We start from the raw sequence: 16,004 nt of genomic DNA on the forward strand, positions 1-16,004 counted from the left end.
ACAATAATAATAACCCTTATTATTCTGTTGATGCCAATCTAAAGGAAATGACAACGTTTTTTATCTATATGATAAATTAAAAAAGATGTGTACACACAGTAGCCCGTTGGGAGGGAACGAAAAAATCTTTCGAAAACACCTGGTCTCCCCTTCGCTACCCGCCGATAGTGTCAAATCTGCTTCAAGTCGCTCAGCTTCCTAACAACCGCCTCTACCCTTTCCTCCACGGTAGTATCACCTTCAATCATCAACAATGGCTTGGTAAGGTTTTCCATCCAGGTTTGGTGTACCTGTAGCGTACGACCATCTGTTGTGTTATCATCATAGCCATTGGCCCAGTCTAAAAAGTTATGGTAAAGGACAATACGCTCCGGATCGGTGTGGATTTTATCGCCATACCGTTCAAACTCCCGTTTTTTGAGCCTGCTCATTCTTATATCATGAGGAATATATAGGAATATCGACAGATCAAACTCCCAATTATTTTTCCAGCCTACTACCGAACCGCTAACAATCCAATTATCGTGAGCGGCGATATCCCGGTTAATCATGGCGTTGCGTTCTTCGGGATTAAGTTTCACAGTGAATGGTATTTCAGATGACATCCAGAAATATTGATCGCCATCAAAAACGGGATAATTAAGCCTTGCCCCCAAAGCTTTACCTAAAGTAGTTGAGCCGGAGCCGGATGCCCCGAAGATGTTGATTTGCATAAGCTTCACCTAAATCATCCCCTTTTTGCAGGGTTTTGAAAGTATGGTTAATATAGTATTTTAAATTACAAAGCCCAGGTAGAGGTAACAACGAGGCGAAAGACTTACGAAGTTTTTAAAAACTTCGCAAAGCTGATATCTACAACTTGTAGGACGTTGTAGCAATACACAAATATTTATTTCCCCTCTACCTTTGGTGCTCTTTTATCGGGCATTGGGCCGCGTTTGTAGATAATAAGGCCGTTAAGGAAATTGCGCAGAATCTGGTCGCCGCAGGGTTTAAAGTTGGGATGGTCATCGGCACGAAAAATGGCACCTAACTCGGTTTTAGTAATGCGGAAGTTGGCCAGTTCCAAAACCTTTATAATATCATCATCGGTAAACTTCATAGCTACCCGCAGCTTTTTCATGATATCATTATTGCTCATGCTTTCTGTATTTAATTATTATATGGAAATATCTATTTTAACTTTTTTGTTCTTGATCTTTTCGCCTTTAATCAATTGCACAGTTTTCTCAATCCGGTTTCGTTTTACAGCGGCGTATGAGGTGTGATCAAGCACCTCTATCAGGCCTACATCTTCTTTGTCCAGCCCACCTTTTTTAAGCAGCAGGCCAACAATATCTATTTTGTTAACCTTATCTTTTTTACCGGCTGCAATGTATAACGTAGCCCATGGCGATGGTTTTGGCACCATCGGATTTTGGGGCAGTTCCTCAACTTCGGGTGTTTCTTTTAAATAAGATGGCTTTTCATCGGGTGCCAAAATGAGGTATGATGTGCCTTTGGCATGCATACGGGCTGTACGCCCGTTGCGGTGCGTGTAGGCTTCTTCGTTATGCGGTAACTGGTAATGTACCACATGTTCTATTTCGGGGATGTCCAGCCCGCGTGAGGCCAGATCGGTGGTAATTAATAAGCGGTGACTTCCATTCCTGAATTTCAGGAGGGCACGTTCGCGGTCGTCCTGTTCCATACCGCCATGGAAAATATCGTGGGGCAGGCCGCGGTCATAGAGTAAATCGCTGATGCGTTCTACCGCTTCGCGGTGGTTACAGAAAACCAGTGTCGCCTTGTCGCCTATTTTGCAGATGAGCGCAAACAGGGCGTCGAGCTTATCAGCCGCCTCGGCTATTACGGCCTTTTGTTTGATGTCTGGGGTGCTTGCCGCGTTGGTTAAATAATCCAGCTGTATTGGGCGATGCATGCCGGTAAATGAAGGAATCTCGTCCATTTTTGTGGCCGAGGTAAGTATCCGCTTTTTAATATTGCGCATAGCACCAATAATAAAAGCCATATCCTCCTGGAAACCAAACTCCAGGGCTTTATCAAACTCGTCTAATATCAGTGTGTGAATAGTATCGGTGGTAAAACTATGCCTGCGCAAATGGTGGGCTATCCGGCCTGGCGTACCAATCAAAACAGCCGGTGGTTGCGACAGGTTATTGCGCTCTATTTTCACCGGGTGACCGCCATAACAGCAATTCACCTTAAATCCACTACCAATGGTTCTGAAAACCTGCTCTATCTGTAAAGCCAGCTCGCGCGATGGCACCATAATTAGTGCCTGTATGGTAGGTACCCCGCTATCCAACAACCCTAACAAAGGCAGCAAAAAGCCAAGCGTTTTGCCCGACCCTGTTGGCGACAGCAAAACCACATCACTTTTTTTGGCCGCGCTGATGGCAGCCTCCTGCATGGGGTTAAGGGCGTTTATTTTAAGATTAGCAAGCGCTTGTTTGATCATGATAGGCGCAAAGATACACGAAATAAGCGTTGCGACCGGCTTTTAAAATTGGGCATTATAAGAATGAGCGGTCATCCTTTGCCAATAATATAAGTTTATATCATTTGCGTACCTGCCGCTTTATGTACTACAAAACATTTGTCATCCTGAGCATCGCGAAGGATCTATTCTACGCCATGCCTGTCCACCTTGCATGTTTGCGAGTAGATGCTTCGTGCCTCAGCATGACAGGGTGAAGATAGTTTTAAGGCAAAGTGCGAGGCTCATCTACACTATCCTGTTCTCATCCAATTCCCTGTCCTCCGCCTCTGGCTCGCGGTATTCTTTGATGAATTTGGCAATTTCTGCCGCTTGTGGGTGGGTAAGATCGCCTATGCCGCTATATTCCCATTCGTTCATGTTATCGTCAAAAACAATATCGCCAAGGCCAACCAGGCCTTCACTTAAAGCGAACACGCCGGTAGCATATTTGTTACCGCCGGGGATATTTTCAATATGGGGCTTTATGGTGATTTTTCGGTCGCCATCCTCTGTATATAAATTATATTCTGCCGGTTTTATCATAGCTAAGTATTTGCATAAGCTACAAACGCCGGGTTGTTTTGTTTACAATATTATATTGAAGCTAAAAGCAAAATGCTTAAGGCTCAAAGCCAATATTGCTTACCAATACATTTACGCCTACCGTTAGTGAACCTATTTATTACACTCAATCTATTACTTTAAAGCAACAGTGCTACCAGCCCATCAGTTGCATTACCCTCGTAAATTCGGGCTGCAAAGTGGCCTGGATGGTTACATTTTCCTGGGTTATGGGATGGATAAAATTAAGATATGAGGCATGCAGTAACATGGTTTCCATTTCCCATTTTTCTTTAAACAGTTTGTTTTGCTTATTGCAGCCATGGGTGCGATCGCCAATAATGGGATGAAAAATATGGCTAAAGTGTTTGCGTAACTGGTGCATGCGCCCGGTGGTAGGTATGGCCTCAACCAATGAGTAGCGCGATGTTGGGTGCGCGCCCAGCGGCACATCCAGTTCGGCCCGTTTTAAGGTGGTGTAAGCGGTAAAGGCATCCTGTAATGTGCCGTTCTCTTTGCGCAGGGCGTAGTCAATATCTTCAGTATCGGGCGTATGGCCGCGTACAATGGCCAGGTATTTTTTGTGAACCTGGTTTTCCATGAAGGCCTGCTGCATGGCTATTTCAACCGGTTTATTGAAAGCGAAAAGCAATATTCCTCCCGTTTTTCTGTCAATGCGATGCACAGGATTAACCTTCTGCCCAATCTGATCACGCAGCAACTGCAAAGCAAACTCCGAAGCATCTGCTGCTATTGACGACCTGTGCACCAATAAACCATGCGGCTTATTAATGGCAATCAAATGCCCGTCCCGATATATGATCTCTAACATGTAGGTGCGAAGGTAGTAAGAATAGAATCAAGAGTTAAGAGTCAAGAGTCAAGAATCAAGACAGCCGCAAAAAATGAAAAAATCAGGGTCAAGAATCAAGATAGCTGTGAGAAATTTCAAATATAATTGCACTAGATAATTAAGTCTTGGCTCTTGATTCTAATTCCATATATTTAATACAAACAAAACCTTCCCCAAGTTATGGCTAAAACAGTTACCTCAGCAGCAGGCGATACCGCACCTGATAGTATCAATGCCGCTCCTACCCGTTTATTATCGTTAGATGCCCTGCGCGGGTTTGATATGTTTTGGATTATGGGTGGCGAAGAAATTTTTCATACCATGGCCAAAGCCACAGGCTCGCCGTTTTGGGGCGCTATTGCCAATCAGTTTACGCATCCCGACTGGAATGGCTTTCATTTGTACGACCTTATTTTCCCGCTGTTTTTGTTTATGGCAGGTGTATCAACCCCGTTTTCGGTTGGGCGCGAACTGGAGAAAGGCAAAAGCAAAAGCCAACTGGTATTACGGGTTATTAAAAGGGCATTTATACTGGTTTTATTGGGTCTGGTAGTAAACAACGGATTAAAAATTATGCCCATATCTGAAATTCGTTTTGCCAGCGTGCTCGGTCGCATTGGCATTGCTTATATGTTTGCCAATATCATTTACCTGTACAGCAGCCAGCGCGCGCAAATGGTTTGGTTTTGGGTGTTTATTATCGGCTACTGGTTGTTGCTTAAATTTACATCGGCACCGGGTTTCCCGCATGGCGATTTAACCATGCAGGGCAATTTTGCCTCGTACATGGATAGGATAATATTGCCAGGCAGGCTTTATCTGGGCATTCATGATCCCGAAGGCTTGTTTAGCACCATCCCGGCTATCAGTACTGGTTTGTTGGGTATCATCACCGGTACTATCCTTAAAAAAACAGGTTTACCGCAAATGAAAAAGGTGGCGATATTAGCTATAACAGGGGTTGTATTTTTGGTGATAGCACAGATCTGGAACCTGGATTTCCCCATCAACAAAAACCTGTGGACCAGTAGCTTTGTGATGCAGGTAGGCGGGATAAGCCTGTTGCTAATGGCTTTATTTTACTACATTATTGATGTGCTTGGCTATCAAAAATGGTCGTTTTATTTTAGGGTGATTGGTATGAACTCCATACTGATTTACATATCCGGCAAATTCATCAAATGGAGCTATACCAATACCGGTTTTTTTGGCTGGCTGGGCGACTTGATAGGTAACCCTTATAACGCCGTAGCGTTGGCTATCACTTTTGTAATGGTAAAATGGGCGTTTCTGTATTACTTGTATCAGAAGAAGACTTTTTTGAGGGTATAATCTGAATCAGAATTTCCAGAATTTAAGAATTAACAGAATGCTATTTTGTAATTCTGCCCATTCTTAAATTCCGGAAATTCTGATTCAGACAGTCTTCTTATTCCACTGCAACTGTTCTTCTAAAGAAAGGAACGTCCAGGCCATAATACGGCTTGCTTTTTGGCCTTGCGACATGTTGATGGTTTGCACCTCAACCGCGCCGGCTTTTTGCAGGGCGTTGTATAAAATGCGCAGGTTTTCTTTTTTGGATACAAGGGTGGTAAACCACAGGCATTGTTTGGCAAAACGAGTACTTTGCGTGGCCATCTGTTTTAAAAACGCGGCCTCGCCGCCCGGGTACCATAATTCCATATTCTGGCCGCCAAAGTTTAGTACAGGCTCTTCCCTCCCCGTTTTTAAACCCAGGTTATTCCATTTACGGCGCGAGCCTTCGGCTGCTTCTTTGATGGATGCATGGAACGGCGGGTTGCAAAGGGTAAGGTCAAACTGCTCGCCCGGTTTTATGGCGAAGGTAAAAATATCGGCTTTGTGCTTTTGCAATTTCAGCTCGATAGCTCCTTTCAAATCTTTACTCTGATCTATTATTTTTTGTGCCGATGCCAGGGCTTCTTCATCAATATCAACCCCAATAAAACTCCAGCCATATTCCTGGTGACCTATAATAGGGTAAACACAATTAGCACCCACGCCAATATCAAGCACGCGCACCTTTTTACCTTTACGTACCACACCTTCATTAGCGGCAGCTAAAAGGTCGGCAGCGTAATGGATATAATCGGCACGGCCAGGTATAGGCGGACATAAGTACCCTTCGGGGATATCCCAGTAATCAACCCGATAGTGCTGCTTAAGCAATGCCCGGTTAAGGAGTTTTACCGCTTCGGGATCAGAGAAGTTGATAGTTTCGTTCTCGTACTTATTTACGGTAACGTAAGCACGTAACTTTGGCATCGCCTTTATAAGCGCCTTAAAATCGTAACCATTGCGGTGCGCGTTGCGCGGGTGCATGGTTTCTTTTACTTCGGGTTGGTTTTGGGCAGATTGGGCCAAGTTGTTGTGTTTTAAATGATATGATAATCGGCAATATTTCGCTTTAGGTCTTATGCTTTTAGCTCAACCTACCTGCAAGATCAGCCGGCGAATAATTAATTGATTTTAATGTCTTATTATCGGCAGTACGATACACCAAAAACAAGCCGTCAATCTCTTTATAATGCGATTCGACACCCGTAGTATTGCGGTAATGCTCAATAGTTTGGTTAGCTTCCTCTACCGTTTTACAGGCTTTGCTCATGTTTGAGCGGTGTACCTCATCAAACAATTCCTTAAATTTCTCCGCCAAACCAAACTCCAAAACCGCGCCCGATAATACATACTGTAAATCGCAAAGGGCATCGGCTATTTCAACCATATTGTTGTCGTCTACAGCCTGTTGAAGCTCTTTTAATTCCTCGGCTATTAGCTCAATACGCAGCTGGCTACGCTCCTTTGATGGAATTTGCGGGGTGGCAATAATAGGATGTTTAAAGGTAGTATGAAACTCGGCTACCTGGTTTAATGAGTTTAAATCTTTGATCATGGTATTGAGGAAATATTTAAGCCTGCTAAGTTATGAATTAACCTAAAGGCTTTCAAAAAATCACATTCTTTTAATATCCGGTATATTTCTTTGTGGGCTATAAATAAAAGAGCAAAAGATGTTTAATTATTGTAATGAACAATATGGTTAATAATTATTGGCGTGCTACTATAAATCATAACACGTTAAATATGAGTACAATAAATTGTATTTTTACTTAACCAAAACTTAACATTGATATCGATTGTTAACATAAATATAATATTAAAGTAGCTTTTTCTTAACTTACCTTTGCAGCGAATAATAAATTCAATTTCAATCTGAATTTCCCTCAATCATGTCCATGAAAAATAAAGAAATCAAATCGGCAGCTAAAGAAGCCCGTAAAACACTTAAAAAACAATTAAACGATAAGTTAACCGCGCAAATCACCGCTGTTGTTGCCGAATTTTCGGCCGATCAGAAAAAATTGACCAAGGTTATTGAAAAAGCCGCGAAAAACTTAGCCAAAGCCCTTACTGCAAAAATCAGCGAAAAAAGCGCTAATCAAGCCGAAAAACCAACATCAGATAAAAAAGACGATCTTGCTTTAACTATGGCTAAAGAGCCCGCTTTACCTATAGTTAAACCAGCTGCCGATAAAAAGCCTGCTGCTAAAACTGTTAAGCAAACTGCTAAACAAGCGGCAGCAAAGCCTGTTGTTACTGAAAACTAAAAATAGTTAGCGCATCGCGTACCCGTTTACGGGTACTACAACTGTTGCTTTGTCAAAATGGCCCAACGTTCATATTTGGTAATTTATTTAACCTGATTAACAAATAGTTAAATTCAAATTAACTATAGCAGGTGCAAATAAAAGCGTAAATTCAATCTTCGCCAAATTGATGATGGAACGTTGATGAAACCAGATACGGTAGCGGCAAAGGCACAAAGCGCTTGCAGTGCACAATGCATACAGGCAAAATTCCCGGCTATGGCAAAAGCCGGGTTTTATGACCAGGTAAAACAATTCTTTTCGGGTATTTTTAATACCGATAACTGGCCTCCGCGCTGGCATTGCGGTACCTGGAGCGAATTTCACGGCTGGCTATATATTTTTAGCGATTTACTTATCGCCGTATCTTATTTTGCAATTCCTTTACTGCTCATTGTACTTTTAACCAAACGGAAGGACATCCCCTTTCCGCGAATACTTTGGTTATTTGTGGCCTTTATTATTTTATGTGGCTGTACCCATCTTATTGATGCCGGTATTTTTTGGTGGCCCGCCTACAGGTTAAGTGCTTTATTAAGGTTGATAACCGGCATAGTATCCGTTATGGCTGTTTATACACTGTACCGTATTATGCCGGTTGTATTATCGTTACGAACGGTTGAACAACTGGAAAAAGAAATTAACGAACGTAAAGTTGCCGAAGATAAACTGGCAGCCAGTGAATTTTTGCTGATGGAAGCCGGGCGCATGGGCAAATTTGGTGGCTGGGAATTGGATCTGATCACCGATAAGGTAACCTGGTCGAAAGCTATTTATGATATTCACGAATTACCTTATGATTTTGATTTGTCTTTTTACGATGCCACCAGTTATTATCCACAGCCGTATTATAACGCTATAATAAACGCCATTAACGAATGTAAAAAAAGCGGGAAAGGGTATGATCTTGAATTACAGATTATAACCGCTAAGAAAAATAAGATATGGGTGCGCACTTACGGCGAGCCTCTTTTTGACGGGCAGGGGCAACCTTTTAAACTGCGTGGCGTATTTATGGATATTGACAAGTATAAACTTAACGAAATTTCCCTAAATAAAACTGTTGAAATGGTTACGCAAAACAACCAGCAACTCAAAAACTTTACGCACATATTATCGCACAATATCCGTAATCATGCCAGCAATATATCGCTGGTATCATCGCTGGTTGATGAAGAAGCGCTTGATGAGGATACTGCTGATTTGTTTAGCAAGATCAAAAGGATCTCCGTCAGCCTCAATACCACCCTTGATGACCTTTCGCAGGCCATCAAGATAAAGGATGAAGCCCTGGAATCGGAAACGCTGCACTTTAAAACAGTACTTGATCATATTTTAGGCGTTATAGGATCAGATATGGCCATTCACCGGGTAACTATTCATGAGGATTTTGCTGTAGAAACCATCCGTTTCCCCGGCATTTACATGGAAAGTATTTTGATGAATTTGGTCAGCAACGCCATAAAATACCGTCGTGACGATATTGAACCCCAAATTGAATTAAAAACGTATAAGGATAAAAATGGTGCTACGGTTTTGGAATGTACCGATAACGGCTTAGGCATTGATTTAAAGCTGCATGCCAAAAAAGTATTTGGTTTGTACAAAACATTTCACGATCGTAAAGACGCGCATGGCGTTGGTTTGTTTTTAACCAAAACCCAGGTTGAATCGCAGGGCGGCAAAATAACAGTAGAAAGCGAACCTAATAAAGGAAGTACTTTTAAAATAATATTTAATGAAGAAAATTAATACCCTGTGTGTGATAGATGATGACGACATCTATACGTTTACCATCAAACGCATTATAGCCAAGGCCGATGTGGCCGAAAAAACCATGTTTTTTCATAACGGCAGGGTAGCTATCGATTTTATTAAAGACTGTGTAGAAGTGATTAGTAAACTACCAGACCTTATCCTGCTTGACCTTAACATGCCTGTATTAGATGGCTGGCAGTTTATGGAGGAGTTTATACGATTGATCCCCAAAATCGGCAAAAAGATATTGGTTTATATTGTAAGCTCCTCTATTGACGAGGACGACATTGCCAGGGCCAAAGCCATGAACGAGGTATCAGATTTCATAGTAAAACCACTTAATGCCGATGATTTGCGGAACATCGTTAGCTCGTTTGCATAAGTAAGTGTACCGGTTATAAAGGCAATTATAACCACCATTTCTAAGCCTTACATTGTCCCTTACCGGCTTTGTTATTAAACAGGCTATATTTTAAGCCTACCTACATTCCCGGTTTTTTGGCCACACCAATAATATCAACATTGGTTAATTCAAGTGCTTTAACCATATCCTTTACTGTGGCTTTATATTTTTTGAAATGGGGTGTTTCGATATGCGATTTATACGCGGCCGAATCGGCATAAATTTCGAGGATAGTAATGTGCGAAGGATGTTCTTTATCGGCCACCGCATAATAACTTAGTACGCCGGGTTCTACCTTTACGGCTGTAGTCATCTGTAATTTAAGAGCGGCGTTATACTGTTCCAGTTGCGCGGGGTCAACCTCAATTTTAGCCACCCTAACTATTTGATTTTTTTGCTGAGCCATAGCTTCCCTGTTAAAAACAACTACCAGTAATGCAACAAGATAAAAGAGCTTCTTTTTCATCTGCTTTAAGATTTACCCTAAGTTAACGTATTTCTTAACCGTTGATATATTGAATCAACGCCTGATTTGGAAAATAAAAGAATATTTCCCAATTTATCATCATCAACACCAACGTTATGACAACCGATAAACCAGCTACCATCGATGAATATATAGCCAATTTTCCGGCCGACATTCAAAAAATTTTGCAGGATGTAAGGGAAGCCATCCGCTCGGAAGCGCCGGATGCCGGCGAAAAAATAGGTTATGCTATCCCAACGTTTACCTTAAATGGCAACCTTATTCATTTCGCGGCTTTTAAAAACCACATAGGCCTGTACCCTACCCCCAATGGATTGGAAGAGTTTAAGGAAGAGTTATCGGGATATAAAGGGGCCAAGGGATCGGTACAATTTCCGCTTGATAAACCCATGCCCATTGATCTGATTAAAAGGATCACCAGGTTTAGAGTGGAAAAGATGATGGCAAAACCAAAGAAGAAGTAGCAAGTATTAAACCTCGTCAATAACATACTTTTTTAACACTTGCAAATTATTCAGAGCATCGCCGGCAGTATTGTTAAAATAAGTATAAACGTTTTTTCCTTCGCTCTGCCATTCTTTTATGTATTGGGCATATTCATATAAAAAATCATCGGCATAGCTGCCACGATAACCACCACCTGGCCCGTGGAAGCGAAGGTAAACCACATCGCCGGCTACAGCGCTTAATGGTGTTGCCGATGCCGGCATATCATGTATTACCATGCTTATATCATATTGCTGCAACAGGTCAAAAACATTATCTTGGTACCAGCTACGGTGCCTGAACTCTACAGCGACATCCCATTCTTTACCGGCATCATTCGCACGGATTGTGTTTATCAATTGCCCAAAAGCAGGGAGGTTGTTTACCTGGATACTTGCCGGGAATTGAACCAGCAACGAACCCTTTTTATCACCAGCGTTAGCAATTGACTCCATAAACCGACTTAAGTCTTCGGGTTTAAAGCTGAGGTTTTTATTATGGGTGATCTCGCGCCAGAGTTTAAAAGTGAATCTAAACCCATCGGGTACTTCATCGGCCCACTTCTTAACAGTTTTACCAATGGGGAGCTTATAAAAAGAGCTATTGATCTCAATAGAATTAAACAGCGTAGCGTAATAACCAAGCCTGCTCAGGTGCTGGTATTGCGGCGCGAAATCGCGCTTGGGGATAGGAATCAGTAAACCGCTTGTTCCCCAAAAAAATGAAGTATTATCGTCCACATAACTATAATAGTTATCAGTGGTGTATTGTTCATAATTATTTTGCTAAAACCAAAATACGCGAAAACCGACCACCAGGAGTTAAAACATTACTTGTTAACACTGCCTTGTGCGATGACTGTACCGAAAGGTCAAAACCGGTATTCGCACCCTTTAGTATTGATCCGTCAAATTCATGCACTATGCTGTAATTAATTTCCAGCTTATCGCCGGCCTGTACGGTATATGTTGCAGAATCAATATTGCCGGCAACATGAGCTACAAGATGCCCGTTTGCCATAAAATCATAGCTATCAGCAGCCAGCCCAATGTAAGTACTTCCGCCGGGTTTACCATTTGGGCCAATGCCCGATGTGTAAGTAGAATCGCTAACCAAATGCCAATTACCGGTTATGCCGGCGTTAGCATCTTTTTTGCAGGATAAAAAACCGGAAACAATGATGGCTATAACACCAGGGGGAAGATAATTTTTCATAACAGTAATAATGGTTTATAAATATTACGCAAGCCCCTGTTAAAGTGATACAATACAATTTAATTGAGCGATAATAATATTAAGTTTACCCATCATCACTAAGTAAATTTAGTAAGCCATCTTTAATTATATGTTTAAACACTATATTTTTACATCATGGAATTAGGCATCAGCACCTTTGGCGAAGTAGAACCCGACGGCACACCCGGCAACGCGAAAAACGCGCATTTGCGTGTACAGCAATTATTGGAAGAAGTTAAACTGGCCGATGAGGTTGGCCTGGATGTTTTTGCCTTTGGCGAACATCACCGGCCCGATTTTGTGATCTCGGCACCCGAGGTGTTTATGGCGGCTGCGGCAAGCATCACCAAAAACATTAAACTCTCCAGTTCGGTAACAGTATTAAGTTCGGCAGATCCGGTGCGTGCCTTTCAGAATTTCGCTACAGTTGATCTGATTTCGGGCGGCCGGGCAGAAATGATTGCCGGTCGTGGCTCATTCATTGAATCGTTCCCGCTTTTTGGTTTGAATCTTGATGATTACGATGCCCTGTTTACCGAAAAACTGGAAATGTTTTTACAGATCAACAAACAGGAAGTGGTGAACTGGCAGGGTAAATTCCGCTCGCCGGTAAAACAGGGGGTATATCCCCGCCCTTTACAGCCCGAGATACCCGTTTGGATAGGTGTCGGCGGTACCCGTGCTTCGGCTTTGCGCGCCGGGCGCATGAATTTGCCCATGATCATTGCCATATTGGGCAGTAACCCCAAACATTTTGTGCCCTTTGTAGAAGCCTACCGCGAATCGGCCGCCAAAGCCGGGCACGATGTAAGCAAATTAAAACTCGCCATATCATCACAGTTTTATGTTTCAAATGATGCCAACCAGGCCGCTGATGAGTTTTACCCATCATACGCCGCCCTCATGACCCGGGTTGGCCGGGAAAGGGGCTGGTCGCCCATGACACGGGATTCGTTTGAATGGATGCGCAAGGACGGTCCGCTGGTTGTTGGCGATGTACAAATGGTCGTTGATAAAATTATGCAGCAATATGAGTTATTTGGCAATACCCGTTTTATAGCCCAGCTGGTAACAGGCCATACGCCACATGAAAAAATATTGAAAGCGATTGAAATTTACGGTACCAAGGTAGCACCTGTTATTCGTAAGGAAACGGGGGCTAAAGCGTAAACCGCTTTAATTTTATATAAATGCTATCGAGGCGAGTCACTTTAGTAAGTAAAGTACTCGCTTTTTTATTTATCCTGTATTTCGACCTCGCCCCCTATAGCCTTAACATCAATTTAAACTAACTTTAACAACATAAAGGTTTCTTTGCCTAATATAGCGCCGGGCTAAATGCCCATTTACTTTTACTACCATGAACAACTTTACTAAAGCTATTGCCTTATCGGCACTGGTTACTCTTTGTTATAACGCAACGCAAGCGCAAACCCGGGCCTATACCGTTGCCGACGCGCATTCGCATAACGATTATAAAAACAACATTCCTTTTTTCCGTGCCTATGAAAAAGGCTTCGGCAGCATCGAGGCCGATGTTTACGCGGTTAACGGTGAATTGATAGTAGCCCATAGCAAAAAGGAGATAGTAGCTACTCATACCTTAAAAAAATTGTATCTCGATCCGCTGATCGAAAAATTCCAGCGCGATCCTGAAAGACACCTGCGCCTGCTTATCGAAATAAAAGAAGATCATAAAGCGGTATTGCCTTTGGTAATTAAGGAGCTTAAACCATTAGAGCAATATTTTTCATACGCCGGCCACCCGGGCAGGTTATCTATTGTAATGACGGGCGCTGTGCCTCCGGCCAACGAAGTGAATAACTACCCCGATTGGATTTCTTTTGATGCTGATCACATAGATGGTTACACTACCGATCAATGGAAAAAAATTGGCCTGGTAAGCTATCCATTAAGCAGGTACATCAAATGGAACGGCAAGGGCGTACTAAACCGTGATGAAATTGGCAAAATAAAGGCCGGTATTGATAGCGTACACCAGGCCGGTAAAATGATCCGTTTTTGGGAAACTCCCGATACCAAAAGCAGCTGGCTTGCCCTGATGCGTTTAGGTGTCGACGTGATTGGTACGGATAAAATTGAAGAACTTGGGGACTTCCTAAACACAAACCCCATGAACACTTATGTGCAACCCGCCCCTACTGCCATATATCAACCAACCTATAAAACAGATGGCGTAAATAAAAAGGTTAAAAACATTATTTTATGTATCGGTGATGGCATGGGCTTGTCACAAATTTATGCTACTTATACCGCCAACCGCGGGCAGCTTAACATCTTCCAGATGCAAAACATCGGCTTCTCCATTACCAATGCAGCCGATGCCTACATCACCGATTCGGCAGCTGGTGCTACCGCTTTTGCATCGGGCCAAAAAACCAATGACCGTGCGGTTGGGGTTAATCCCGAAGGAAAGCCTTTAAGATCATTGGCTGATTACAGTGCCGATGCCGGTAAAAAAACAGCCGACATTGTAGTTTGCGAACTTACCGACGCTACCCCTGCCGCCTTTTACGCCCACCAGATGGAACGCAGTAGCGCTGCCGCCATTGCTAATGATATTACATCATCTCCTATAGATATTTTCCTGGGTTCGGGCTATAAGGATTTTACGCAGAAAACTAATGGCGTAAGTCCACTGGATAAAATGAAGCAGAAAGGTTATACCGTTATCCGCAGCTTTGATGATTTTTTAAACTCGCCATCAAAAAAAATCCTCGCTTTAGTTGATGATCAGGAAACCCGCCCAAAAATGAATGGTCGGGGCAACTACCTGCCGCAGGCATTTAACAAAGTAGCGAGTACATTTAAAAACGAGCCTAATGGTTTCTTTATGATGGTTGAAGGCTCGCAGATTGATCATGGCGGCCATGCCAATAATCTTAAACAGGTGATTACCGAAAACAATGATTTTGACCAGATGGTGGGCAAAGCCCTGCAATTTGCCGATGAAGATGGCGAAACCCTGGTAATAGTAACTGCCGACCATGAAACAGGCGGCCTGACCCTGCTTGACGGCAGCATTAAAAACGGCTACGTACAAGGCAATTTTAGCACTAACGACCACACCGGCACGCCCGTACCTGTTTTTGCTTACGGACCGCATGCCGGTGATTTTAGAGGCGTGTACAACAACACCGAGATTTTTAACAAATTATTGGCATTGATTAAAGCTAAATAAGCGGGGTATTATAATATGATGGAGGACAGGTTAACTTAACCTGTCCTTTAATTCAAACTGCTTAATAACGCCCATCTTTTGGCCGGTAACAGGTTTAGGAATTTCAACCAGCCGCACCCGGTAAAGCATGTGCGGATATTGTTTGCCGCCCATGGTTGTCCACATGTTGTTGTTCTCTTCAAAACCGGGTGCATAGCTATCCACATTAAGCCTAAACCCGGGTAAGCTATCTTCCTGGCCGGTATCTGCCGAATGGGTTAATATTGGGTTCTTTTCAAAAAAGTCAACCATCTGCGAAAGCACCTTTAACGAATCGGGGTACGATTGGTAGTTGCATGATGCGAATAGCACGTACAGGTTAAAATATTTTGGAGCAGTTTTACTGCTAATGCTGCCACGCAGGTTATCGGTGGCATTTTTCAGCACGTTATCTTCAGATACACTTAGCAGCGTAACCAGCACATTATTCAATCCGCGTACTTCTTCGTCACTTAAATGAGCCACGTTGCGCAGTTGGGTAAAATCTGCAGGCAGGTTGGCGTTTGTAATTGCCAGGTGTTCATTTAACTGTTGTGCCAAAAAGTTTACAGCCCTGTATATCATCGTCGTAGATTTTAGCGCGTTATCTTCGGCAGTAAAATTGATCATAAACAGATTTTTTTTGGGCAGGGCGGGTACGTGAGTTGATGCGTAATTTTACGTGATTGTTGGGAGTGTGGGGCGCAAGCAAAAACTGACAGTGGCTCTGTATCGCGGTTACGACTCACCTGATCGAGACTACGCCCGATCACCCTCCTATGTTTGTTGTCAAAATATAAGCAAATAGATTTGCATTATAAAGTGAGAAGGAATGAGAGCAGACGGTCACCCA

Annotated in this window: 18 protein-coding genes; 7 read left to right on the forward strand and 11 right to left on the reverse strand. The window is 42.8% G+C overall.

Annotated features, from left to right (window positions below; translation table 11 throughout):
- Positions 1–170 precede the first annotated feature (170 nt).
- From QWZ17_RS23900 to QWZ17_RS23920, 5 genes are all read right to left on the reverse strand, one after another.
- On the reverse strand, positions 171–713 hold the full coding sequence (locus tag QWZ17_RS23900) for an AAA family ATPase (protein WP_290307844.1): 543 nt from the start codon (positions 711–713) through the stop codon (positions 171–173).
- A gap of 176 nt (positions 714–889) precedes the next feature.
- The gene (locus QWZ17_RS23905) at positions 890–1,141 is read right to left on the reverse strand and encodes a DUF1456 family protein (protein WP_259087546.1); all 252 of its coding nucleotides are present in this window, start codon (positions 1,139–1,141) and stop codon (positions 890–892) included.
- An 18-nt stretch (positions 1,142–1,159) separates the two neighbouring features.
- A complete protein-coding gene (locus QWZ17_RS23910) occupies positions 1,160–2,461 on the reverse strand; it encodes a DEAD/DEAH box helicase (protein WP_290307845.1) in 1,302 nt (433 codons plus the stop codon).
- A gap of 267 nt (positions 2,462–2,728) precedes the next feature.
- Positions 2,729–3,025 carry a hypothetical protein gene (locus QWZ17_RS23915; protein WP_290307846.1) on the reverse strand — a complete coding sequence of 99 codons (297 nt, stop codon included), beginning with the start codon at positions 3,023–3,025 and terminating at the stop codon, positions 2,729–2,731.
- 172 nt (positions 3,026–3,197) lie between these two features.
- Complete coding sequence (locus tag QWZ17_RS23920; RefSeq protein WP_290307847.1) at positions 3,198–3,875, reverse strand: pseudouridine synthase; 678 nt, start codon at positions 3,873–3,875, stop codon at positions 3,198–3,200.
- Positions 3,876–4,076: 201 nt separating this feature from the next.
- On the opposite strand from QWZ17_RS23920, the gene QWZ17_RS23925 reads away from it, so the two are divergent.
- Positions 4,077–5,228 (forward strand): acyltransferase family protein, encoded by a 1,152-nt coding sequence (locus tag QWZ17_RS23925; protein WP_290307848.1) that lies wholly within the window; start codon positions 4,077–4,079, stop codon positions 5,226–5,228.
- 84 nt (positions 5,229–5,312) lie between these two features.
- Here the strand turns inward: QWZ17_RS23925 and rlmF are convergent, their stop codons facing one another.
- Together rlmF and QWZ17_RS23935 are read right to left on the reverse strand one after the other, a co-directional pair.
- Positions 5,313–6,278: a 23S rRNA (adenine(1618)-N(6))-methyltransferase RlmF gene (rlmF, locus tag QWZ17_RS23930; RefSeq protein WP_290307849.1), complete on the reverse strand. Its 966-nt coding sequence runs from the start codon at positions 6,276–6,278 to the stop codon at positions 5,313–5,315.
- A gap of 58 nt (positions 6,279–6,336) precedes the next feature.
- Complete coding sequence (locus QWZ17_RS23935; protein WP_290307850.1) at positions 6,337–6,807, reverse strand: pyrophosphohydrolase domain-containing protein; 471 nt, start codon at positions 6,805–6,807, stop codon at positions 6,337–6,339.
- A gap of 343 nt (positions 6,808–7,150) precedes the next feature.
- On the opposite strand from QWZ17_RS23935, the gene QWZ17_RS23940 reads away from it, so the two are divergent.
- The 3 genes from QWZ17_RS23940 (at position 7,151) to QWZ17_RS23950 (ending at position 9,701) form a co-directional block, all read left to right on the forward strand.
- Entirely contained in the window at positions 7,151–7,522 is a 372-nt protein-coding gene (locus tag QWZ17_RS23940; protein WP_290307851.1) for a hypothetical protein, read from the forward strand.
- A 183-nt stretch (positions 7,523–7,705) separates the two neighbouring features.
- Positions 7,706–9,313 (forward strand): sensor histidine kinase, encoded by a 1,608-nt coding sequence (locus tag QWZ17_RS23945; protein ID WP_290307852.1) that lies wholly within the window; start codon positions 7,706–7,708, stop codon positions 9,311–9,313.
- Positions 9,300–9,701, forward strand: a complete 402-nt coding sequence (locus QWZ17_RS23950; RefSeq protein WP_290307853.1) for a response regulator — start codon at positions 9,300–9,302, stop codon at positions 9,699–9,701. The genes QWZ17_RS23945 and QWZ17_RS23950 overlap by 14 nt, the downstream gene beginning before the upstream one ends.
- 100 nt (positions 9,702–9,801) lie before the next feature.
- On the opposite strand, the gene QWZ17_RS23955 is transcribed toward QWZ17_RS23950, so the two are convergent.
- Complete coding sequence (locus QWZ17_RS23955; RefSeq protein ID WP_290307854.1) at positions 9,802–10,188, reverse strand: putative quinol monooxygenase; 387 nt, start codon at positions 10,186–10,188, stop codon at positions 9,802–9,804.
- A 116-nt stretch (positions 10,189–10,304) separates the two neighbouring features.
- Between QWZ17_RS23955 and QWZ17_RS23960 the strand changes: the two genes are divergently transcribed.
- Positions 10,305–10,673 carry an iron chaperone gene (locus QWZ17_RS23960; RefSeq protein WP_290307855.1) on the forward strand — a complete coding sequence of 123 codons (369 nt, stop codon included), beginning with the start codon at positions 10,305–10,307 and terminating at the stop codon, positions 10,671–10,673.
- 6 nt (positions 10,674–10,679) lie between these two features.
- Here QWZ17_RS23960 and QWZ17_RS23965 read toward each other — a convergent pair whose 3' ends face one another.
- Together QWZ17_RS23965 and QWZ17_RS23970 are read right to left on the reverse strand one after the other, a co-directional pair.
- On the reverse strand, positions 10,680–11,435 hold the full coding sequence (locus QWZ17_RS23965) for a DUF72 domain-containing protein (protein WP_290307856.1): 756 nt from the start codon (positions 11,433–11,435) through the stop codon (positions 10,680–10,682).
- Between the two features lie 37 nt (positions 11,436–11,472).
- Positions 11,473–11,910, reverse strand: a complete 438-nt coding sequence (locus QWZ17_RS23970; protein ID WP_290307857.1) for a hypothetical protein — start codon at positions 11,908–11,910, stop codon at positions 11,473–11,475.
- Positions 11,911–12,066: 156 nt separating this feature from the next.
- On the opposite strand from QWZ17_RS23970, the gene QWZ17_RS23975 reads away from it, so the two are divergent.
- Both QWZ17_RS23975 and QWZ17_RS23980 read left to right on the forward strand, forming a co-directional pair.
- Positions 12,067–13,101 (forward strand): LLM class flavin-dependent oxidoreductase, encoded by a 1,035-nt coding sequence (locus QWZ17_RS23975; RefSeq protein WP_290307858.1) that lies wholly within the window; start codon positions 12,067–12,069, stop codon positions 13,099–13,101.
- 190 nt (positions 13,102–13,291) lie between these two features.
- Entirely contained in the window at positions 13,292–15,133 is a 1,842-nt protein-coding gene (locus QWZ17_RS23980) for an alkaline phosphatase (protein WP_290307859.1), read from the forward strand.
- A 30-nt stretch (positions 15,134–15,163) separates the two neighbouring features.
- On the opposite strand, the gene QWZ17_RS23985 is transcribed toward QWZ17_RS23980, so the two are convergent.
- Positions 15,164–15,781 carry a Pvc16 family protein gene (locus QWZ17_RS23985; RefSeq protein WP_290307860.1) on the reverse strand — a complete coding sequence of 206 codons (618 nt, stop codon included), beginning with the start codon at positions 15,779–15,781 and terminating at the stop codon, positions 15,164–15,166.
- Between the last annotated feature and the right edge of the window lie 223 nt (positions 15,782–16,004).

Source organism: Mucilaginibacter flavus (assembly GCF_030409315.1).
In the GTDB taxonomy this organism is placed as follows: Bacteria; Bacteroidota; Bacteroidia; order Sphingobacteriales; family Sphingobacteriaceae; genus Mucilaginibacter; species Mucilaginibacter flavus.